28 protein-coding genes are annotated in these 18530 nt (G+C 68.5%); 3 read left to right on the top strand and 25 right to left on the bottom strand.

The genetic code is table 11. From position 1 onward, the window contains the following. Positions 1-27: 27 nt before the first annotated feature. The 20 genes from ATK36_RS02370 to ATK36_RS02285 all read right to left on the bottom strand — a co-directional run bounded on the left by ATK36_RS02370 (position 28) and on the right by ATK36_RS02285 (position 12904). A complete protein-coding gene (locus tag ATK36_RS02370) occupies positions 28-1206 on the bottom strand; it encodes a hypothetical protein (RefSeq protein WP_098509617.1) in 1179 nt (392 codons plus the stop codon). Positions 1207-1253: 47 nt separating this feature from the next. After that, the gene (locus tag ATK36_RS31930; RefSeq protein ID WP_170069555.1) at positions 1254-1430 is read right to left on the bottom strand and encodes a hypothetical protein; all 177 of its coding nucleotides are present in this window, start codon (positions 1428-1430) and stop codon (positions 1254-1256) included. Between the two features lie 397 nt (positions 1431-1827). Next, positions 1828-2295 carry a hypothetical protein gene (locus ATK36_RS02365; protein WP_098509616.1) on the bottom strand — a complete coding sequence of 156 codons (468 nt, stop codon included), beginning with the start codon at positions 2293-2295 and terminating at the stop codon, positions 1828-1830. A 296-nt stretch (positions 2296-2591) separates the two neighbouring features. Further along, positions 2592-4874 (bottom strand): FtsK/SpoIIIE domain-containing protein, encoded by a 2283-nt coding sequence (locus ATK36_RS02360; protein ID WP_098509615.1) that lies wholly within the window; start codon positions 4872-4874, stop codon positions 2592-2594. 109 nt (positions 4875-4983) lie between these two features. After that, positions 4984-6213: a hypothetical protein gene (locus ATK36_RS02355; RefSeq protein WP_098509614.1), complete on the bottom strand. Its 1230-nt coding sequence runs from the start codon at positions 6211-6213 to the stop codon at positions 4984-4986. Then, positions 6210-6524, bottom strand: coding sequence for a conjugal transfer protein TraH (locus ATK36_RS02350; protein ID WP_245914206.1), 315 nt, complete (start codon positions 6522-6524; stop codon positions 6210-6212). Before ATK36_RS02350 ends, ATK36_RS02355 begins: the two co-directional genes overlap by 4 nt. After that, positions 6524-6895 (bottom strand): hypothetical protein, encoded by a 372-nt coding sequence (locus ATK36_RS02345; RefSeq protein ID WP_098509613.1) that lies wholly within the window; start codon positions 6893-6895, stop codon positions 6524-6526. Before ATK36_RS02345 ends, ATK36_RS02350 begins: the two co-directional genes overlap by 1 nt. Then, positions 6888-7133: a hypothetical protein gene (locus ATK36_RS02340; RefSeq protein ID WP_098509612.1), complete on the bottom strand. Its 246-nt coding sequence runs from the start codon at positions 7131-7133 to the stop codon at positions 6888-6890. The genes ATK36_RS02345 and ATK36_RS02340 overlap by 8 nt, the downstream gene beginning before the upstream one ends. A 175-nt stretch (positions 7134-7308) precedes the next feature. Beyond that, entirely contained in the window at positions 7309-7674 is a 366-nt protein-coding gene (locus ATK36_RS02335) for a hypothetical protein (RefSeq protein ID WP_098509611.1), read from the bottom strand. Continuing rightward, positions 7671-8498 carry a DUF4097 family beta strand repeat-containing protein gene (locus tag ATK36_RS02330; protein WP_098509610.1) on the bottom strand — a complete coding sequence of 276 codons (828 nt, stop codon included), beginning with the start codon at positions 8496-8498 and terminating at the stop codon, positions 7671-7673. The genes ATK36_RS02335 and ATK36_RS02330 overlap by 4 nt, the downstream gene beginning before the upstream one ends. Before the next feature lie 2 nt (positions 8499-8500). Next, a complete protein-coding gene (locus ATK36_RS02325; RefSeq protein WP_098509609.1) occupies positions 8501-8926 on the bottom strand; it encodes a CBS domain-containing protein in 426 nt (141 codons plus the stop codon). Positions 8927-9358: 432 nt separating this feature from the next. Beyond that, positions 9359-9547, bottom strand: coding sequence for a hypothetical protein (locus ATK36_RS02320; protein WP_098509608.1), 189 nt, complete (start codon positions 9545-9547; stop codon positions 9359-9361). A 105-nt stretch (positions 9548-9652) separates the two neighbouring features. Continuing rightward, positions 9653-9907, bottom strand: a complete 255-nt coding sequence (locus ATK36_RS02315) for a hypothetical protein (protein WP_141544343.1) — start codon at positions 9905-9907, stop codon at positions 9653-9655. A 58-nt stretch (positions 9908-9965) separates the two neighbouring features. Continuing rightward, the gene (locus tag ATK36_RS02310) at positions 9966-10205 is read right to left on the bottom strand and encodes a hypothetical protein (protein ID WP_098509606.1); all 240 of its coding nucleotides are present in this window, start codon (positions 10203-10205) and stop codon (positions 9966-9968) included. Between the two features lie 249 nt (positions 10206-10454). Next, positions 10455-10733: a hypothetical protein gene (locus tag ATK36_RS02305; RefSeq protein ID WP_098509605.1), complete on the bottom strand. Its 279-nt coding sequence runs from the start codon at positions 10731-10733 to the stop codon at positions 10455-10457. Positions 10734-10806: 73 nt separating this feature from the next. Further along, positions 10807-11205 carry an SsgA family sporulation/cell division regulator gene (locus tag ATK36_RS02300; protein WP_170069554.1) on the bottom strand — a complete coding sequence of 133 codons (399 nt, stop codon included), beginning with the start codon at positions 11203-11205 and terminating at the stop codon, positions 10807-10809. Positions 11206-11219: 14 nt separating this feature from the next. Next, positions 11220-11420 (bottom strand): hypothetical protein, encoded by a 201-nt coding sequence (locus ATK36_RS02295; protein ID WP_141544342.1) that lies wholly within the window; start codon positions 11418-11420, stop codon positions 11220-11222. Between the two features lie 106 nt (positions 11421-11526). Then, positions 11527-11682 (bottom strand): hypothetical protein, encoded by a 156-nt coding sequence (locus ATK36_RS31925; RefSeq protein WP_170069553.1) that lies wholly within the window; start codon positions 11680-11682, stop codon positions 11527-11529. Positions 11683-11792: 110 nt separating this feature from the next. Then, entirely contained in the window at positions 11793-12488 is a 696-nt protein-coding gene (locus tag ATK36_RS02290) for a hypothetical protein (protein ID WP_098509602.1), read from the bottom strand. 92 nt (positions 12489-12580) lie between these two features. Continuing rightward, positions 12581-12904: a hypothetical protein gene (locus ATK36_RS02285; RefSeq protein ID WP_098509601.1), complete on the bottom strand. Its 324-nt coding sequence runs from the start codon at positions 12902-12904 to the stop codon at positions 12581-12583. A 169-nt stretch (positions 12905-13073) separates the two neighbouring features. Here ATK36_RS02285 and ATK36_RS02280 point away from each other — a divergent pair, with 169 nt between their 5' ends. Beyond that, entirely contained in the window at positions 13074-13421 is a 348-nt protein-coding gene (locus tag ATK36_RS02280; protein ID WP_098509600.1) for a GntR family transcriptional regulator, read from the top strand. Here ATK36_RS02280 and ATK36_RS02275 read toward each other — a convergent pair. Continuing rightward, positions 13418-13618, bottom strand: coding sequence for a hypothetical protein (locus tag ATK36_RS02275; RefSeq protein WP_098509599.1), 201 nt, complete (start codon positions 13616-13618; stop codon positions 13418-13420). The genes ATK36_RS02280 and ATK36_RS02275 overlap by 4 nt on opposite strands. Before the next feature lie 158 nt (positions 13619-13776). Between ATK36_RS02275 and ATK36_RS02270 the strand changes: the two genes are divergently transcribed. Further along, positions 13777-14514, top strand: a complete 738-nt coding sequence (locus ATK36_RS02270) for a helix-turn-helix domain-containing protein (RefSeq protein WP_098510284.1) — start codon at positions 13777-13779, stop codon at positions 14512-14514. Positions 14515-14519: 5 nt separating this feature from the next. Beyond that, positions 14520-14996 carry an NUDIX domain-containing protein gene (locus ATK36_RS02265; RefSeq protein ID WP_098510283.1) on the top strand — a complete coding sequence of 159 codons (477 nt, stop codon included), beginning with the start codon at positions 14520-14522 and terminating at the stop codon, positions 14994-14996. Here ATK36_RS02265 and ATK36_RS02260 read toward each other — a convergent pair. The 4 genes from ATK36_RS02260 to ATK36_RS02245 form a co-directional block, all read right to left on the bottom strand. After that, positions 14984-15532, bottom strand: a complete 549-nt coding sequence (locus ATK36_RS02260; protein WP_098509598.1) for an HD domain-containing protein — start codon at positions 15530-15532, stop codon at positions 14984-14986. The genes ATK36_RS02265 and ATK36_RS02260 overlap by 13 nt on opposite strands. Before the next feature lie 331 nt (positions 15533-15863). Further along, positions 15864-16079 (bottom strand): hypothetical protein, encoded by a 216-nt coding sequence (locus tag ATK36_RS02255; protein WP_141544341.1) that lies wholly within the window; start codon positions 16077-16079, stop codon positions 15864-15866. Between the two features lie 276 nt (positions 16080-16355). After that, positions 16356-17240 carry a hydroxymethylglutaryl-CoA lyase gene (locus ATK36_RS02250; protein WP_211291761.1) on the bottom strand — a complete coding sequence of 295 codons (885 nt, stop codon included), beginning with the start codon at positions 17238-17240 and terminating at the stop codon, positions 16356-16358. A 40-nt stretch (positions 17241-17280) separates the two neighbouring features. After that, complete coding sequence (locus ATK36_RS02245) at positions 17281-18480, bottom strand: CaiB/BaiF CoA transferase family protein (protein WP_098509596.1); 1200 nt, start codon at positions 18478-18480, stop codon at positions 17281-17283. Positions 18481-18530 lie beyond the last annotated feature (50 nt).

Raw genomic sequence — 18530 nt, 5'->3', positions numbered from 1 at the left:
CTCGCTGCGGACTGGTCGGGGGTGTGGTCAGCGGTGGTTGTGCATGCGCCGTGTCAGGACGGCGGCGAAGTCGTGCTCGGTGACGGTGATCTCGGTCTGGCCGACGGTGATCCAGAGTGGTTCGTAGAGCCGCCGCCGGTAGCGGTGGCGGACATCCTGATACGCGGCGTGCCACGCGGCGTGCTCACTGCGGCGGGTCCCGCCGTGGTCGAAGTCCTCGCCTTCCACACGCCACCGCCACGTCCCGGGAAGCTCGGTGGGCTGGAGCCGGTCGGCGGGCATGTCCAGCGCGGCGGCCTGGCCCAGCACCATGCACCGCAGATCCACGTCCTGATCCAGGACCGGGGCGGTGAGCAGCAGCACCGCCCCGACCGCGACCAGGAACACCCGGACCGTGGCGTCGGACCCTTTTTTCATGGCGGGGCCTTGCACCAGCAGGAACCGGGCGTGCTGCCACATCCGCAGCCGCTCGTGCGGTGGCCGGGTGAACGCGGTCGCCAGCAGATCGAACGCGGCGGCCCGCAACCGGGCACCGTCGCGCGGGTCGGCGGTCACCGCGTAGACCGGGTCGCCGCCGGACTCGATCCCCGTGGTGTCCAGGCCCCGCGCCCGGATCCGCTCGACCAGCTGCTCGGCCACCACCCGCGCGGCCGCCCCGCGCACCAACCGGTTACCGCGGATCCGCACACCCGTATGCGGCACCGTGACCATGGTGGTCAGCACATCCGGCTGCCCCGGGTCGGCTCCCTCGGCGTCGAACCGCGCCTGCGCGGCGGCACCGTAGTGCTGCATCAGCACCGACGCCGGCGTCTCCCGCCCACCCCGGTACGTCCGCGACACTGGGTCCCACACCGACCCCTCACGCAGGAACCCGATGACACCGAGCCGGTCGAAGTTCGCGCCACCGGCGGCCAACGTCGTCCGGAACCGGTCCGCATCGTGCGCCAGGCCCCGTGTGCCGGGCAGCCCGGCCGAGGTGACCGCCAGGTCATACCGCCACTGCAGCGCATCCCGGTAGAGACGGCGCAACAGCATCCGCAACGCCCGAGGGCCAGGATCCTGAAGCAACGCGGCAGCGAGGCGGTGCTGCAGCCGCCGCGCGCAGTCGGCCTGCGGGTCCGCGAACCCTTGCACCCGCGCCACGTCCGCAGGGTCGGTGGTGCGCAGGGCCAGGTGCGGGGTCGGGAAACACTCCGCCGTGATCACGTGATGATCTCCTTCGCTCACAACAAAATTCAGCAGAGTCAGCAGGGTCAGCAGGTGCGGAACAGGTCCAGGAGCGCGTGGTACACGGCGCGCTTGCACGGGTCCCGCTCGCTCTTGTCGATCTCGCGCTGGGTCAGCGAGATCAGGTGACGTGGCGGCCCGGCACAATGCCGGGCCGCCACGAACAAGGGGCGGGCGTGTGGATCAGCCCGGGTCGCGGGCACCCCCGCCGCAGACGCGGCGGACGTGCTCCTCCAGCAAGGCCGGGAGGCAGCTCGCGGGTGGAGACCCGCGCGTCAGCCGCAGTGGGTCACCGTGCGGTGCGCCGGCGCCACCGATGGACGATCGTGCCCGCAAGGTCGGCAGCACCGTGGAGTCCACTGTGTCCGGCGGGCCTTGTGCAGGACCATCGGATCCCCTGCCCCGAGGTCGTCATCGAGCGGCAGGTCCGCCCCCCGCGCTTGGTCTCGGTCATGCCGTCCGCCCTCCTTGGACCGTCCGAAAAATGCCCCAGGGCAACTTTCCGAACAGCGAATATCGGTCAGGGTTTATCGGCTTTTGCTGTGGGGTTGAGCCGGACAAACAACCGGTGCGGGGACGTGCAGCCGCTGGGCCGGAGGGTCAGGTGAACAGGTGTCCGGGCAGCCGCCCGTCGGCGACCAGGCGGTGGGTGAGCCGGTCGATCCGGCCCCAGTTCGCCGCGACGACGGCGCGGGCACGGTGGCGCAGCCAGGCCGGGGAACGGTCCGAATAGCGGCTCATCCGGCGGACGTAGGCGTGGTCGTCCTCGCAGCCGTGGGCGGCCATCCGCATCGCAGACCCGCGCCAATACCCGGCGTGGCGTTGCGCCCACCGGGCCGCGCCCTCCTGCCCGGCCAAAGCCACAACCACCGCGGTGTTCACCTGGTCCTGGTTGCCCGGGTCGACCTCGGAATGCTCGACGAACGACCGGCCCGGTTCCACGACCACCTGCACCACCGTCAACCGCCCGGCCCGGGTCGTCGCCGCGGCCGTGCAGGCCACAGCGTGGGCGAGTTCGTGCGCGGCCAGCGCCAGCCACCCGGCCTCCTCCGCGGTGTAGCGGGTCATCCCCGCCACCGCGTCCGTCGTGGCAGGCGGGTTCCTTCGGTCGGTGCGGGCATGAACAACCTCCAGTTAGTTACGTCGAGTAGTTTTGTGGGGGTTTGCGGGGCTGGGTCCAGCAGTGGATGAGGTAGTGGTGACCCAGTGGATTGCGGGATTTTCAGTGGTTTTCCACTTGCCGCCCACTTTCGGCGATCCACCGGCTGTGATCAGCGAAAAGTGGATCCAGTGGGGAAGTGGGCGGCGGCACGGCCCGCCCGGATCGGGGGCTGTGGGCGGGCCGTGCGGGCTGCGGTGGTCACTCACTCACTGGCGTCGCGGGCACCACGAACGGTGAACACGCTGTGTGATGACACGTACCAGTAGCCGTTGCGTCGTTTGATCTCGATCTCCAGCTCGGAGCACAGGTCACGCAGCCGCGTGCCGGTGAACCTCTTGCCATACGACGCGTAGTTCGGGCCTGCCAGCTTGCGCAACCGGGAGACCAGGTCGGTGTCCTTGACCTGGTCTTCGCCGATCTCGAACACGGCGGCCAGGTCGTCGAGCAGATCCCGCTCGTCTGCGACCACCGCGCGCTGTGCCACGTTCTGGCGGAACGCTGTGGCGCGTTCGGCGACGTCGTAGGCCTGTTCGGTGCTGATGAAGTGGGTTCGGACGGTGGTGTGGGTGGCGCCGTTGGGCAGGTCCATCGATTCACCCGGGGCCAGCACGACGGTGCCGCGGTCCAGCCCGGCCCGCAGGGCGTGAGGTGCGGCACCGGTGTCCACGGCCGCCTCCCCGAGTGCCATCCGGGCGATGGACTCGGTGCCCACGTAGAGCGAGGCCCGGATCATCGCGCCTTCCCGCACGATGGCGGGCAGGTTGGCGTTGGTCGGGTTCTGCGAGAACTCCAGGAAATGGACGTTCACTGCGCGGGCCTGGTCATGCAAGGCCTGAGCGGCCCGGGCGGCCCGGGACTTCTTGCCGTTCCCGCCGATGTCACCGCCGTCGGGGTGCTCGACAGCGCAGCCGAAGAGTTTCTGCACCTCGTCCACCACGACGAACAGCGGCTCGAACCCGCTGCCGGGCAGCGAATCCTCCCGCCCGATGTCGCCCTTGCGGCCCATCGCCCGCCACCGCTCGTAGCGGGCGGCCATCTCCGCGACCGCGGCCTCCAGCATGTCCGAGGTAGCGATGAAGTTCTCCGCCCCGGCACCCTCGATCAGGATCTCGGCCAGTCCCTCGAACATGGACCAGTCCCCGAACCCCTTCAGGTCGGCCAGCCACAACCGGCTGGAGGGGTCCAGCATCAGCCACAGCACCAGCGAGCGGGCCGCCGCGGTCTTGCCCTGTTTGGACAGTCCGCACAACAGCAAGTGCTGCTGCAGCAGGTTCAGTCCCACCGGGTCGCCCTTGACGTCCACACCCCAGGGCATGGTGTCGCGGTAGATGTCCACCGGCCCGAAGTCCGGGTCCAGCAGCGGCGAGTCCGGCAGCTTGCGATCCAGCGCTCCCGAGTCCGCGACCCACAGCGTGACCTGCCGCTCGGAGTCCGGGCTGCGTTCGAACTGGACCTCGTGGGCCTTGCGGTCCAGATTCCCCGCGAGGGTTTCCCGCAGGTTCATCACCTGCGACGCGGTGACCTGCGGGGGAAGAGTGATCTCGACCTGGGAACCCGGCCCGTAGCGGGTGATCATCGACAGCATCCGCGCACCGAAGTCCGCGTCCGATTTGATCGCGTCCCGCAGCACCCGGATCCCCAGGTCACGCAGCGCGGCCACCACGATCGAGGGCGTCAGGTTCACCACCTCGCCCACCACCTCGGGCGGCGCGAACCAGCCGGTGCTCTGCGGACGGGTACGGCCCAGGTTCCACAGATAAGCCAGCATCGCCACAGACCCGCCGACCAGCAGAAACGCGCCGTAGGCCATGACGAACCAGATGCAGAACGCGATCGCGTCCACGATCGCCTCGATCGGGCCGAGCATGCTGCCCTTCCCGGCGATCCACAGGATGAACCCCAACGTGAGCAGCAGCACCACCGCGCCGACGCTGTAGAGCAGCGCGGCTTTCGCCAGCACGATCGGCGAGCGCACCCAATCCATCACCCGCTCATGGCGGCGCTGTTTCTCCGCCACGTCGCGGGCCTCCCACTCCAGCAACCGATCATGATTGCCGTCGCGCTCGGCCTGGCGCATCATCCGCTCGTACCGCGACGCGCCATGCATATCGCGCCACCGCTTCGCCACCACCCCCGCTCCCGCGAACGGATACGCAACCGAATTGCGCAGCAGAAACTTCCCGGCACGTTTGGTCCGGTCATGGGTGACCGCGGTCCGGGTCACCCGGGCCAGGGCGACCGCGTTCTCCCGGTACTGCTGATACCGCCACGCGGCCTGCGCGCGCTGGGAGGTGAGCAGCCGCCATTCCTCCTCCGAGACCAGTTCACCCTCGATCGCCGGACCCGAGGTGACCGGCAGGGGGTGGACCGTCGCCAGCTCCGTGGTGGACTCGGTGGTGGACTCACCGGGCTGGACTCGGCTGGACTCGTGCAGGTCAGCACCGGTGGGGGTGGTGGGTTCGTCGTCGTGGTCGGTGGGTGCCATCGCGGTGCCTCCTGCATGGACTCAGGGCGGGTCGCGGGCAGGGGGCAGTCCATGCCGTCCGGGCGGGACGGAGTGGACTGCCCCTGCCCGGACTCCAAGGGGGGTGGGTTCAGTCGGTGCCGGGCTCACCCCGGCGGGTCAGATAGCCGTTGCGAAGCTCGGAGGCGGGTTTCTTGCCGCACTCCAATGTCCGGCGGATGGACTCGGCGTTGGTCGGGTCGAACCCGGCCGGACGGTTCCGCACGGCCTGCTCGAACTCGGCCTGCAGCTGCGTGAAGCTGCGCCGCTTCGGTTCCGGGATCGTGGTCCGCTTCGGCGCGGGCCGCCGCCGGGTCTTGCCCGTCCCGCCGGCCGGAGTGTCGTCCCCGCCCACGGCGGGGACGTCGGTCTCCGGGCCGGGTGCGGGTGGCTCGACGGTGGCGACCGTGCCCCGGTGCAGCGGCTCCCCCGCCTCCGCAGCGGTGCCGCCGGGGGTGGCGAGGTCGAGCAGGGCCTGAATTTCTGCGTCGAGCGCGTCCGGCACCCCGGGCACGTCGGGGTCCGGTGCCAGCGCGATCAGCCGTGCCCGTCCGAGCCCGCCGAAGCGGCGCAGCCGGTAGGTGCCGGGGGTGTAGGTCAGGCGGGCGTGCCCGTCACGGTCGATCAGGGCGTCGGCGTGGCGGACCGCGGCCCGCGCCGCGGCGGCGGCCTTCACCGACGCCGTGCGCTGGATCCGGGCGGCGTCGCGTTCGGTGCGGGAGCGGGGCGGGGACGCGATCGCGAGCTGGTGCGCGATGACCCCGGCCACCGACACCACACCCATCACCACCCCGGCGGCCCAGCCCCGGGCCAGGCCGTGGACGGCGTTCGCGGCGAACGCGACCACCCCGAACACCCACACCCCCACCTGCAAACCCCACACCGGCCGGGCCGGTGTCCGGACCCGGGAGAGCAGGACCGCGACCGCGAACGCCCACATCCCGAGTTCGGTGATCAGCGGCAGCAGCCCGCCCAGCGCAGACGCGTAGACCTCGGCGCCGTAGCCGGCCATCGCGGGGGCCGCCATCGCGAACGACACCAGCGCGATCGCGTAGATCAGCACATCCACCACATGCGCGGCAGCGGCGCCGCGGACCTTCGCCCACCACTGCGCCCGCTTCGTGCGGCGCTTCTCGCGCTCGGCGAGCCGGGTGGCTTTCGCGGTGGCGGCCAGGGTCGCCGCGGCTTCGCGGTCCTTGCGGGCCTCCTCACCCGCCGCGTGCATGCGGGCGATGTCGTCACCCGTGGCCGCGGCCTGGTCCAAGCGTTTCTGCTCGGCTTTCGCGGCCTTGTTCTCCCGGATCTCCTGATTCCAGCTCATGCCTGGGCCTCCTTCCGGCCGGTGGCCCCGGGCTCGGCCGGGGCAGGGGCGCTGCTCAGCTGCCGCGGCGGCGGGGTGCCGGCGGCGAGGGACGCGCGAGTGGTGCGGGTGCTGCGATGCAGGCGGGCCTCGTGCCAGCCCCACACCGCCGCGATCACCGCGGACAGCACGCTCAGCCACGGCGTGGTCGCCGCGCCGAGCACGCTCGGGGCGGCGACCGCGGCCAGCTCACCGAAATGCCCGACCGTCCAGCCGCACACCTTCTCCGTCCGCGTCCGGCAACCGGCGTGGGCGGTGTTCGGGTGGATCATCACCGGGCCTCCTCCCTGCATCCGCTGCGGCAGCGGACCTGCCCGCATCCACGGACGATCCGGCCCCCGCTGGTCTCGACGTGGAACACGACCCGGTGCGCAGCGAGCAGGACCAGGTCCCGCACCGCGCGGGCCGCGTCGGGCAGGGTCGCGCCCAGCGTCAGCGCGATCCACCACGGCGGGGACCACTGACCGGTCCACCGCACCGTGAGCCCCACACCGACCACTACGGCGAACACCGTCCACGCGAGGGTGAGCACCGCCGTGGCGCGGGTCTGGACGAACTGTTCCCGCACCAGCCGGGCACCGGCCTGCGCATCCACCTCGGGCACGTCGATGCCGGTGGGGGTGTGAGTGTTGGGTTCATGCATGAGTGGCCTCCCGGACTGGCTGATGTGGCGGGAAAAAGTGGTTCACCGGGCCGCGGGCGGGTTCGGTGGCGTGGCGCACGATCGCGCGGTCCAACCGGGACATCACCCCGGCCAGCACCGCCGCGACCAGCACCAGCGGGATCCGCACCAGATGCAGCACCACGAACGCGACCAGCTCGACCAGAAACCCCAGCAACGCCAGCGTTCCCTTGCGCTGCAACACCTCGAACGCCGACATCACACACCCCGATCCGTGCTGGTGTGGGTGCACTTCGGGCAGCCGAACACGCCCCGCGGGAGCGTGAGCGTGCGCTCCGGCCATCCACACCCGGGACAATCGGCGTCAATGCACAGCACGACCTCGGCCCCGGTGCCCCGGCTACCTGCCGGGTGATCTCCGGTGGTGTCCATGCTCATGCCTCCTCGTCATCGAGCGGGATGTAGACCACCGGTGGGGCCGGCAGGTCCGCCATCAGGGCGGCGTCGGCTTGCACGCTGACTTCGACCGGCCCGAACCGGGCGACCACCCGGCAGAAATCCGGTTCGTTCTCCACCCTCACCTCGGCCCCGGCCGCGGTGGCGGCGCGGCGGAACGAGGTGAGGATCGCCCGTGCGTCGGCGTTGGCGGACACGACGTAGGCGCACATCGCGCGCAGCGGGAGGTTCAGCACGACGGCCTGGTCCGGGTCGTGCTCGATCATGCGAGCCACGCTGCGCAGCCCCTCGGCCTGCTCCCGGGCCAGGGCCAGCCGCCACCCGGGGGTCATGTGGGTGCTCATGCCGACCACCGCCGGTTGCTGGTGCGACCGGACACGCTGCGGGTGGAGGCGTCGATCTCCACCCCGCGCGGCGCGGACAGATCAATGTCGCCGGACACGGTCTGCGCGGTCACGGCCGAGTCCGCGACCGCGGTCACTGTCGCCGCACCCGAGGTGGTCTTCACCGTGGCGGTCCCGGCGAGTTCACGGATCCGGACCGCTCCGGACACGCTCCTCGCCCGGACCTCACCGCATGCGCCGATCCGGATCGCGCCGGACGTGGTGCGCGCGGACACCACCTCCGCCGCGGCGATGTCCACCCGGCCGGAGATCGTGTCCGACTCGACCCGGGCCAGCGGGCCGGTGGTGGTCAGGGCAGGGGCCTGGCCGGTGAGGGTGACCCGCGACCCGGGCGGGACCGTCGCGACCACCCGCACCCCGCCGTCGGCGGAGCCGATGACGGTGGTGCCGGAGCCGGTGATGACCTGCCCGTTCACGATGGTCGCCCCGTCCTGGGCGCCGCCGAGGACCAGCCCGACGACCTCCCCGGTCAGCACGCCGCCGGAGATGACGACGTTCCCGGATCCGCGGACCACCGTGGTCGAGCCCCCACCGCCGGGGGTGCGGGGAATGGTCACGGTGAGCCGGTCGCCGCGGGACTCGATCGAGGTGGCCTCGATCAACCGGGCGGCCCCGGCGTCACCCGGCACCGCCGGGGCCAGCACCACCCGGGCAGTGCGGTGGTCCTCGGCCGCGTGGACCTCCACGGTGGCGACGTCGGCCGACACCGCCAGCTCGATCGGGCCGGGGGCAGGGTGGGTTTCGGTGCGTTCGTTGATGCTCATGCTCAGCACTCCTTCGTGGTCGGGTCGATCGGGGTGGGGTCGGGGGTGGGGATGTCGGCGCGCAGCCCGACCGGGCGGCCACGGGACCCGCCGCGGCCGGCCAGCTCGCCGTAGGCGGCACAGGTCTGCCACCCGCCCCCGCTGTGCGGGGCCACCACATGCAAGTCCAAAAAGGACACCCACGCGGTGAACAGGGCGCGGACCTCGCCCGGCGTGCCGGACGAGCCGATCCGCGCGGACAGGGCACCGCGGTCGGTCACCGTCCAGGTCACCGGCGGCAGACCGGCCTCGTGCGCCCGGAACAACACCGACGCCAGCGCGGCGTGGGCCTGGATCTGCCACCGCCGCCGGTCGGTGTCGCTGACCGGGCCGAACAACGACCCCACCGGGCGGGGATGGTCCCCGCTGCCCTTGTCGTTCACTGCCACGTGCCCGCCCCGTTCCGCAGGCGGCAACCCCGCCGCGCCGGGGCCACACAGGCGCTGGTGCAGCGGCAGTCCCCCGGCCGCGGCGGCGGAGAGGAGGCGGCCAGGTGGAACGCCAACGGCGAATCGTCCGCCGGGTCACTCGGCCGGCCGGTGTGCGGCCGGTCCGGGCCGGGGTGTGGAAGCGCGGGCGCTACCATGATGGTTCCCTTATCGCTCGGGTGTTCTCGGGTGGTGCGGGGTCAGACCCGGCCCGGCAGCGCGGGCTTTCCACGGCAAGGGCTGCCGGGCCGGGTCGCTATTTGCTCGCCGCGGTCCGCGGCATCGGCTCCGACCAGCTCCGGCCGCAGTCACGGCACGTCTTGTCCAACCGGCCCCGCCGCATCCGCGTCAGAACCAGGCCACGACAGCAGGTCCGCGGCGTCACCGGCGCGGTCATTCCATCGCCGCCGCAACCGCGCGGGAGCAAGCCGGTTTACCGCAGAGGTTCGCGCCCCGGGTCTTCTTCCGGCACCCCAAGCACCGGAACGTCTTGTCCCACGTATCCAGCTCGGGATCGAGCATCTTGTACTTCCTCTTCGTGTCTTCACGCCGCGCGTCACGCCGCTTCTCCGAACCGAACATCAACAGTCCTTTCCTTGATGGGCACCACATCGCGCAGAAACACCGGGGCACCGGGCAGGCCGTGTCACCGGCCCGCCCGGTGCCCCGGCGCAGGTGAAAAGGGGGTTACCGGCCGGAACGCCTCAGGGCGTGGACGACGGCGGTGCCGTAGTCGAAAGCCGCCGCGCTGATCAGATCCGCGGCCCGGCGGGCACCGTGCTTGTCCCGCAAGGACTCCGCCGCATCAAGCACGGCCACAGCGTGCTCCCGCAGCGACACCAGACGCGCCCGCTCCGCCCGGCTCAAGTGCCGCTCGGCTTCCCGATCGGACTTCGCCACCGCCTTACGCCAATACATCACGGCACTGCGCACAACATCCACCAGCACAACTCCTTCACTCGGTTTCCCCCGGTATCGCAGGACCGCCCTCTCGCTCAGGTCAGCGTCCGGGCTTGCCCTTCTCCGCGGCCTTCACCATCTTCAGCACCGTCCGGACCCTGTCCTCCACATCGGGCATGCACGCGGCCTCGCCCGCCCTGCGAGCCTCGAGGAGTTTGTATTCCGCCCGGTCCCATGCATCGCGAAAATCCTGCTCGTAACGGAGGTCGAGCTTCTCCGCACGCTTGACCGCACCCCGCAGAAGACGGTCCTGCTGATCAATAAGCCGGTAAATACTCATACCTGTGTTCCTCTCGATCGGTTGTGCTGTACAGGAATCTCCACGCACTCGGACAGGCCCGCGCCCCGTGCTCAGCACGACTGCAGGACCCGCCGCGGTGGTGCACCAGGACACCGGCACCGGACGACCGGCACCGGCGCCCCGGCAGACAAAGGCCCTCAGCGGGCGTTCTTGACGTACTGCGCGAACCGCCGCGCCTCACCCCGCGGCCGCCAGCGCCGGCCTGCGCGGCCCGCGGCAGCACCGGGGTCAGAACCAGCGGCGCGTGGTCAGACGGGCAGCGTTTTTCCGGGCTTCCCGGGCGTTTTTCCTACACGCGAGCCGGTCATCCTCGGCCCTCCGAACGAGCTGGCGGGTGGCCTCAGGGTCCTTGTAGAGCCCTACCCGCTCCCTCTTCCGGAGGCTCTTGATCTCCTTGCTGTACTTCTCCGCCTCCGCCGACTCCTCGTCAGCAAACCTGGTCAACCGGGCCGCGCATGCGGCATCCTCGGCGGCGCGCTCTCGACGACTCGGGCCAAACAGGCTCATCAGGCACCCTCTTTCCCAGTGATAGCGCGGACTTTCGTGACGAGCGAAACCAAGGACCGACACCCCACTGGGGTCAGGCCGCGTCGCGGCCGAGGTACCGCACCTCGCGGTCCCAATCGAAGTGGGACCCCTCGGTCCCGGCCGGGACCACCGCCTCGGTGTCATCCACCGCGTGCTCCAGATCGCCGCGGCCGAAAACCAGCACCGCCGACCCGTCCGGGGAGCACAGGCTGAGTTCCACCGTGTCGCCCTCGGCGACAATCCGGACGTCACCCTCCCCCGCCGCACCCAGCGTCAGCGCCTCCACCAGCAGATCCCGCGCCAGCAGCCACGACACCCACACCGCGCCACCCCGGAAATCCAGCGCCACCGCCCAGGGATCAGCCGCCCGGTACCGCAACCGCACCGGCACCGCCGCAGCCACCGACCCCGACTCCCGATCCCACGCACCGGACCGGAGTTGAGCAGTCATCATCCGCGTCACCATCACGCCACCCCCCGCCCCGGCGCCGCCAACTCCATCTCGCGCCGGTGCACCACCACCGCCGAGGCCGCGGCCAGGCCGCTGCCCTCCTCGGCCAAGTGATCCAGCACCACCGCATGCCGGGCCTGCCACACCGCCACCACCGCATCTGCCGGCTTCACACCCACCGGACGCGACAACTGCAACCGCTGCAACTCGATCAACGTGCCTACCATGAGGGTTCTCCTGTTCAGTGTTCTCGTCGTGACAGGGGTTGTCGCCCGGCCCGGCAGGGGCGTTCTTGGCGGGACTGGTCCCCCGCCGGGCCGGTCACCGCTGTTTCGGCGGCGTGACCGTGACCTGGGTGACCTGCGGATCGATGAATGGCAGGTCCTCACACCGGCGCGCCTTCTCCGCCGTGGTGTGCAACTCCGTCTTCGCGCCGTCAGTGGTCCAGATCTCAACCTTGTGGTCCTTTTTGGACATAGCTCTCCTGCTCGTCGTTTACCGAAAATCGGAACCAGGGCGATTTCCCCGCCCCGGCAAAAACACTTCGCCGCGGACCACACCACCCGGCACGGCCCCCGCGGCCAGGCTCAGGCCGCCGCGGCCACCGGAGAACCCGGCAGCAGACGCACGAGGAAAGAGACAAACGAACGGTCCGCGCACGGGTGCAACCCCGGCATCTGCGGATCCCGCAACACCGTGCGCAGCCACAAGGCCAACCGGGCGACCGACCAGCCCCGCCGCCGCCGCGCCGTGACCGCCGCCACCAGCGGCTCCGTGAACACCGGCCGGACCGACGGCACCCGCGCCGCCACTGCCAGCGCCACCCGGCTCGGCTCCGGCACCGGAACCCGCACCGCAGACACCGGCGGAGTCGGGCGATCATGCTGCAGCCGCTCGTCCTCGGCCAGCAGCCGCAACTGGGTCGCCACCTCCCGATACACCCGCGCACGCCCCGCCATCACCGGGTCCGCGGTGAACCCGGCCAGCGTCCGGGAATTAGCCCGCAAGACCGCGGCCAGCGCCTCGAACCGGCCCGCCACCCGCCGCCCCGCCTCGGCCCCGGTCACCGGCACCACCAGCGCGATCCCCTCCACCCGCGCCAGCTCCGCATCCGCCAGCACCCGCACCTGGGTCGCCACATCCGCATACACCTCAACCCGCGGATGCTTCACCACATCCGGCACCACAGGGTTCGCGGCCAACCTGTTCGCGTTACCGACCAGCAGATCCGCCAGATCATGCAGACGGTCCACCAGCAGCAGATCAGTCGAGATGCGGGTCATCGGACAGTCCTTTCACTGATCAACCACAGAAGCGGGGGGAAGGAAGGGGGGTTAGAGACGGGCAAGGACGAACCGGACCAGCGCCGCCGACATCACGCAGCCTTCCCTTCGGCCGGGACCGACCCCAGTCGCGCCGGCGCGGCTGCGGCCTGCCGAGCCCCCAGCACCACCACCGGACACGGCACGACCTGCTCCTGCTCCGGCTCACTCGCCAGAAACGCCTCCGCCTCCGCCAGCTCCTCCGGCGTCAGCGCCAGCTCCACGTCCCCCGACGCATTGACCAGCACCTCATCCCACAACAGCTCCCACCGCTCCGCAGCAGTCGAAGCAACCTCGTGAACAACAGAAACATCATCAAAATCAGTGCCACCCAACAGCGCCTCAGCGGAGCGGCGGGTGATATGTGCGGACCTCATCGGGAAGTTCTCCGTTCTTTGTGGTCGGCGCTTGCGCGCCGCAACCGCTTGCGTTCTTTGCGCTCTGTGCGACACCAGAAACGTTAGGCACCTTCGATAGTCTAAGCAACCTAGGTCGCATAGGTTCACTCGAACAGAGCAGTTGACTAGGTCGCGTAGGCTGTCCGACATGGACAAGCTCAATCCGAACGATCCGAGGCCGCATTACGCGCAGATCGCTGAAGTGCTGGCCGGCGAGGTCCGCGAGGGCAGCCATGAGGGGCAAAAGCTGCCGACACATCAGGAAGTCGCCGAACGATTTAGCGTTTCCGTCGGAACCGTGAAGAGGGCATATGCCCAGCTACAGGACGACGGACTCATTGTCACCAGGCAAGGGCAGGGCGCGTATGTCGTTACGCCGCTTCCCGAACAGCCAGCCGGGGATCCTGCGCCGGACCTGGCTCGCATCTACGATCAGATTGCCGGTGTTCGTCGCGTACTCGACGGCATCGAGCGTGAGTTGCGAACTCACGGCTAGTCTCCAATGCTGCGGAAGAACGTCACGATGCCGTCGATCCCATCGGCCACGGTGCTGCCGACACCCTTTGCCCACGAGGCTGCATCCCCGGGGTACTTCACCACCAGGACCAGCAGTGCGAGCACTACCGCGCCGAGGATGAGCTTCGAGAGACGCCCACTGCCGACCTTCAATCCAGGGAACTGCTGCTTCGCCATTGCTACCTCCGTGAGCCGTTGTCGCTGGCGTGGCTCTAGAGAAACGCAGATCACGGGACGTGGGCACCACACCTCCGAAGATCCTTCAAGACGTCCTACAGGGGTAGGGCGTCCCGAAGAAACGTCCCGAACGTCCCGGCTTGTATGGGGGTGTGACCATGGCGAATGACCGGCTGCGCACGGCAATCCTTGCGGCCAACCTGGACGTTGACCGTCTCGCCGCAGCGGTGGGGGTCGATCCGAAGACCGCGGACCGCTGGATCAGCAAAGAGCGTGTGCCGCACCGTAGGACTCGACACAAGATCCTTGAGGTGCTTGGCGGCCGAGAGGAAGACCTTTGGCCAACCTTGACGGCAGACCTCCGTGCCGCGCCGACAGAATCAGAACTTGTACACCTGTACGAGTCGCGTTCTGCAATCACTCGGGCAGGCTGGGAGGCGCTCCTAAACAGGGTCGAGGACAGCATGGACATGCTGGTGTTTTCGGGCGCATTCCTGGTCGAGCAGTACAACTTTGTTCCATTTATCCGAATAAAGGCCGAGGCCGGTGTAAAGTTTCGACTTCTGGTCGGCGACGAATCGTCGCCTGCGGTTGCACAGAGAGCAGTGGAGGAGGGCACGCCCGGCGGACTTGAGGGCCGCATTCAGTTGATGCGACGCTATCTGTCGGATGTAGCAGACATGAATGGCGTCGAGATTCGTACCCACGGCGAGATTCTCTATAACTCGCTATATAGATTCGATGACGACCTACTTGTTAACGGACACGCCTTCGGCGCTTTAGCCGGGCAGAGTCCGGTCATGCATCTAAAGAGGCAACCGAATGGTCCGATGTGGAAGCATTTTATGCGATCGTTCGACCGAACCTGGAATCTAGGAATTCCCGAAAAGGAGTGATAATCATGGCACGCATTGACTATTTTGATGACCCGGAAGCCCCAGCGGCCAATAGCGTTGTGCCTTCCGTGACGGCAGTTGTCCGCGACGACAAGGGGCGAGTTCTACTTATTCATAAGATCGATAACGATCTGTGGGCTCTTCCTGGTGGCGGCCACGACGTCGGCGAGCGGATCACGGACACTGTTGTCCGCGAGGTTCGCGAGGAAACTGGGCTGAATGTCGAAGTTGTCCGCCTAGTCGGCACTTACACGGATCCTCGGCACGTTATGGCGTACGACGACGGAGAGGTGCGCCAGCAATTTTCCCTATGCTTCGAAGGCCGATGGGTTTATGGGGAACCGCGCGAGGATGGCACTGAAACTAAGGCTGTACGGTGGGTTTCTCCCGATGAACTTGACGTTCTCAATATCCATCCATCAATGCGACTCAGGATCGATCACGCCTTGGACGAAACTCGAACCGGACCCTATTTGGGCTGATCAGACAGGCGGGAATTGGTTCGAGCTACTGACTCTTTGAGAATTGGCGATGCCTTTATCCATGTTCGGCGGACTGGACTGCCAGCGGGGTAGCGATGAAGGATTTCCGCGATACGTTCATCGTAGGTTAGAGGTTCACCAGCCGGGCCAGTGGTGAGGTCCGCCGTAACAAGGGCATCCAGAACCGGTGAATTGCTAAATGGAAAATAGGCCAGTTCTGATGATAGTCCGCGTTCCGCTGCCTCAAACCGCGCCCCGGAGTGATGTGCGACAAGATTCACGACATCGGCAGGCCAGCCATGCTTGTGCAAATATCGAGCACCATCCAATGGATGGAAACGTGTGTGCCCAATCTCAGGGGCGTAACCGATGTCGTGAAGCCACGCAGCGGACAGCAGAAGGTCACCGTCTCCTGCAGGAACAGCCGGGAGGAGAGTCCGGGCACGTGACGCAACGCCTTTGACATGCGACCAGCGCCGGCCAAGAGGGGCCACGAGCTCCTCGGCAACCCGGGCCGCATCTTCAACGGTGAACATGGTGTTCCACGCTACCTCTCTTGTTGCTCGCGATGGGAAGAGCGCACGGGGTGCTGCCTCTAGCGTCGTCGGGGTCTCTGTTGTCCTGGGGGCCGCCGAGGTAGGTTGTGCGGTTCTCGCGGCTAGGGTCGAGACAGGGCATCAGCTCGGGCCGAGGTCTGACTAAGTGAGTGACATCCACCGTGGACACTGGTGGACACTGGTGGACGGTCAGACACGAACATGCAGGTCACCAGCCGGAAGATGGCAGGACGAACGTACGGCGTAGTTCCCTGACACGGAAGAGGTCACTGGTTCAATCCCAGTATCGCGCACCAGATGACATCGCAGGTCAGAAGCCCTGTTCCTCTTCGGAGGGGCAGGGCTTTACTGTCGACAAGGAGACGGCAGGCTGGGCGGGCTCGATCTGCCGCTGCACATAGGTCAGGCGCAGGCGCGGGAGCCACTCCCCCATCACCGCCCGCTCGTCCGACGTCAACGTCGGCAGCGACGCCGCCCAGCGAGCCTCCAACCCCAGGATGACCGGTCGCCGCATCTCCGGCGTCACGTGGTCGTAGACAGGGTCGCGGCAAAGTTGGCCGAGGACCCGTGATCAGCAGAGTGAGCCGTGGCTGCCGCGTCATCATCGACGACACCTGCCCTCTCGATCGATTACGCCCGGCAACGGACGATGCGGAGGCGTTCGAGACTCGCGACCACCTCGCGCTGTGCGCCAGACCTGTCCCGGGTCTGTGAAGGGGCCCTTCACAGACTCAGACTCCGTGAAGGGCCCCTTCACGGACCTCCACAGTCTGCGCCGGTGAATCAAGGCCCCACCTCCGTCCTATGTGGATCTACGATTGAGCGCACGGTGCAGGGAACTTGGCAGCTCGTGGCCGACGGCGTTCTCCGCAATCGTGGCCGCACGATGCAGTCCGGAGAGATTGAGTCCGGTGTGGACACCGGACTCTCCGAGCCAGTACACCAGCTCCTCGGTCGCGATATTGCCGCTGGCGCCTGGGGCGAACGGGCATCCGCCGAGTCCTCCCACCGAGGCATCCAGCTGCCGAACGCCGGCCAGTACGGCCGCGAGGGCATTGGCCTGCCCGGCCCCCCGTGTGTCGTGCAGGTGGATGCCGATCTCGATGCCGGGACAGGCGCGTCCGACCTCAGCGAGCAGACTCAGCAAGCGCGCCGGAGTCGTGGTGCCGATCGTGTCGGCGAGGCAGAGCCGGTCCGCGCCGGCGCGGACCGCGGCCTTCACCACCTGGAGGATTCGATCGGGTGGGGTTCGCCCCGCGAAGGGGCAGTCCCACGCGACGCCCACGATGACCTCGACGTCCCCACCGGCTTTGTGCGCGCGCGTGGCGATCTGGCCGATCGCGTCCGTGGCTTCCGCGGTCGTTTTACCCGTGTTGGCCTTGCTGTGGGCGTCCGAGGCCGAGATGACATATTCGAGGTTGACGACCCCGGCGTCCACGGCGCGGTCCGCACCGCGCGTGTTGGCCACGAGCGCCGAGAACCGTACCCCCGGCCAACGCCCGAGCTCGGCCGCGACCTGATCCGCGTCCGCGAGGGCAGGAACCGCCTTCGGGGATACGAAGGAGGTGACTTCCACTCGCCGCGCGCCGGCATCGACGATCGCGTCCAGGAGTTCGAGCTTGGTCGAGGTCGGGATGGGGTCTTCGAGCTGGAGGCCATCACGCATACCGACCTCGCGGATGTCCACTTCGTCCGGCAAAACGAGCGACATGGTCTTCATCTCCGGGTCAAATCGTTGCTGTCTCACGAAGTGAGGCGATCTCGGCGGTGCTGAGGCCGAGCTCGGTGAGGATCTGGTCGGTGTGCTCGCCCAGGTCCGGTCCGGCCCAGCGGACGCTGCCCGGAGTACCGGACAGGCGCGGAGCGACGTTCTGCATGGCGAATTCTTCGCCTCGCCTGTTGCGCGCGTGGGTGATCGCCGAGCGAGCCGCGAAATGCTCGTCGGCGAACATGTCCTCCGCCCGGTAGACCTTTCCGGCCGGTACACCGGCCTCGTGCAGCACCTCGAGCACGGTGTCGGCGTCCAGCTGGCGCGACCAGTCAGCGATGAGGTGGTCGAGCTCTGCCTGGTGCTCGCCTCGGGCATCGTGGGTCGCATACCGAGGATCGGCTGCCAGCTGGGCGCGTCCCATCGCCGCGGCGAGCCGGCGGAACACCGTGTCCTGGTTCGCCGCGATGAGTACTTCGGCCCCCTTCGCTGTGGGGTACACGTTGCTGGGAGCGACCTTCGACAGGATCGCGCCAGTCCGCTCTCGCTGATGGCCGACCGCCTCCCACTCCGTGAGCTGTGCCTCCGACATCGCCAGGACAGCCTCGTAGATCGCCGAGTCCACCACCTGGCCGCGCCCGGTGGTCTGCCGGGTATGCAGTGCGGCCAGTGCACCGAGGGCGGCGTAGGTGCCGGCCAGCGAGTCGCCGATGCTGACTCCGGCCCGTGCGGGGGGCCGGTCCGGTTCACCGATCAAATAGCGCAGGCCGCCCATGGCCTCCCCGATCGACCCGTAACCGGCACGACCGGCATACGGACCGGATTGACCGAATCCACTGACCCGGACGACAATGAGGGCAGGGTTCGCACGCCAGAGCCGTTCTGGGGCCAGGTTCCAGCGCTCCAGCGTTCCGGGCCGGAAATTCTCGATCAGAATATCCGCGGTGGCCAGCAGCTTCCGGGTTACCTCCTGGCCTCGTGCGCCGCGCAGGTCGCTGGTGATCGACTTCTTGTTCCTGGCGATCACCGGCCAGGTCAGCGAGTCGCCGTTGCCGTTCTTCGCGCCCCAGTGTCTCATCGGGTCCCCGGCGCCCGGCTGCTCGATTTTGATCACCTCGGCACCGAGGTCACCGAGCAGCTGACCGCAGAATGGGCCGGCAATGAGCTGTCCCATCTCGATCACCCGAATGTCACTGAGTGGACCGGGTGGGTTCGTCATGCTGTCCGTCCTTTCACGCCCATCGCCACGATTCGTGTGACGGAGCGGCC

The organism is Amycolatopsis sulphurea, from assembly GCF_002564045.1.
Taxonomy (GTDB): domain Bacteria; phylum Actinomycetota; class Actinomycetes; order Mycobacteriales; family Pseudonocardiaceae; genus Amycolatopsis; species Amycolatopsis sulphurea.
The sequence above is the reverse complement of the archived record's forward strand: the minus strand, read 5'-3'. Positions and strand labels throughout refer to the sequence as shown.

Bases quoted from the DNA above. Each gene is read 5' to 3' on its own strand.
- ATK36_RS02365 (WP_098509616.1), bottom strand. From the start codon at position 2,295: ATGACCCGCTACACCGCGGAGGAGGCCGGGTGGCTGGCGCTGGCCGCG.
- ATK36_RS02360 (WP_098509615.1), bottom strand. From the start codon at position 4,874: ATGGCACCCACCGACCACGACGACGAACCCACCACCCCCACCGGTGCT.
- ATK36_RS02355 (WP_098509614.1), bottom strand. From the start codon at position 6,213: ATGAGCTGGAATCAGGAGATCCGGGAGAACAAGGCCGCGAAAGCCGAG.
- ATK36_RS02350 (WP_245914206.1), bottom strand. From the start codon at position 6,524: ATGATCCACCCGAACACCGCCCACGCCGGTTGCCGGACGCGGACGGAG.
- ATK36_RS02345 (WP_098509613.1), bottom strand. From the start codon at position 6,895: ATGCATGAACCCAACACTCACACCCCCACCGGCATCGACGTGCCCGAG.
- ATK36_RS02340 (WP_098509612.1), bottom strand. From the start codon at position 7,133: ATGTCGGCGTTCGAGGTGTTGCAGCGCAAGGGAACGCTGGCGTTGCTG.
- ATK36_RS02335 (WP_098509611.1), bottom strand. From the start codon at position 7,674: ATGAGCACCCACATGACCCCCGGGTGGCGGCTGGCCCTGGCCCGGGAG.
- ATK36_RS02330 (WP_098509610.1), bottom strand. From the start codon at position 8,498: ATGAGCATCAACGAACGCACCGAAACCCACCCTGCCCCCGGCCCGATC.
- ATK36_RS02320 (WP_098509608.1), bottom strand. From the start codon at position 9,547: ATGTTCGGTTCGGAGAAGCGGCGTGACGCGCGGCGTGAAGACACGAAG.
- ATK36_RS02310 (WP_098509606.1), bottom strand. From the start codon at position 10,205: ATGAGTATTTACCGGCTTATTGATCAGCAGGACCGTCTTCTGCGGGGT.
- ATK36_RS02305 (WP_098509605.1), bottom strand. From the start codon at position 10,733: ATGAGCCTGTTTGGCCCGAGTCGTCGAGAGCGCGCCGCCGAGGATGCC.
- ATK36_RS02300 (WP_170069554.1), bottom strand. From the start codon at position 11,205: ATGACTGCTCAACTCCGGTCCGGTGCGTGGGATCGGGAGTCGGGGTCG.
- ATK36_RS31925 (WP_170069553.1), bottom strand. From the start codon at position 11,682: ATGTCCAAAAAGGACCACAAGGTTGAGATCTGGACCACTGACGGCGCG.
- ATK36_RS02290 (WP_098509602.1), bottom strand. From the start codon at position 12,488: ATGACCCGCATCTCGACTGATCTGCTGCTGGTGGACCGTCTGCATGAT.
- ATK36_RS02285 (WP_098509601.1), bottom strand. From the start codon at position 12,904: ATGAGGTCCGCACATATCACCCGCCGCTCCGCTGAGGCGCTGTTGGGT.
- ATK36_RS02280 (WP_098509600.1), top strand. From the start codon at position 13,074: ATGGACAAGCTCAATCCGAACGATCCGAGGCCGCATTACGCGCAGATC.
- ATK36_RS02275 (WP_098509599.1), bottom strand. From the start codon at position 13,618: ATGGCGAAGCAGCAGTTCCCTGGATTGAAGGTCGGCAGTGGGCGTCTC.
- ATK36_RS02270 (WP_098510284.1), top strand. From the start codon at position 13,777: ATGGCGAATGACCGGCTGCGCACGGCAATCCTTGCGGCCAACCTGGAC.
- ATK36_RS02265 (WP_098510283.1), top strand. From the start codon at position 14,520: ATGGCACGCATTGACTATTTTGATGACCCGGAAGCCCCAGCGGCCAAT.
- ATK36_RS02260 (WP_098509598.1), bottom strand. From the start codon at position 15,532: ATGTTCACCGTTGAAGATGCGGCCCGGGTTGCCGAGGAGCTCGTGGCC.
- ATK36_RS02245 (WP_098509596.1), bottom strand. From the start codon at position 18,480: ATGACGAACCCACCCGGTCCACTCAGTGACATTCGGGTGATCGAGATG.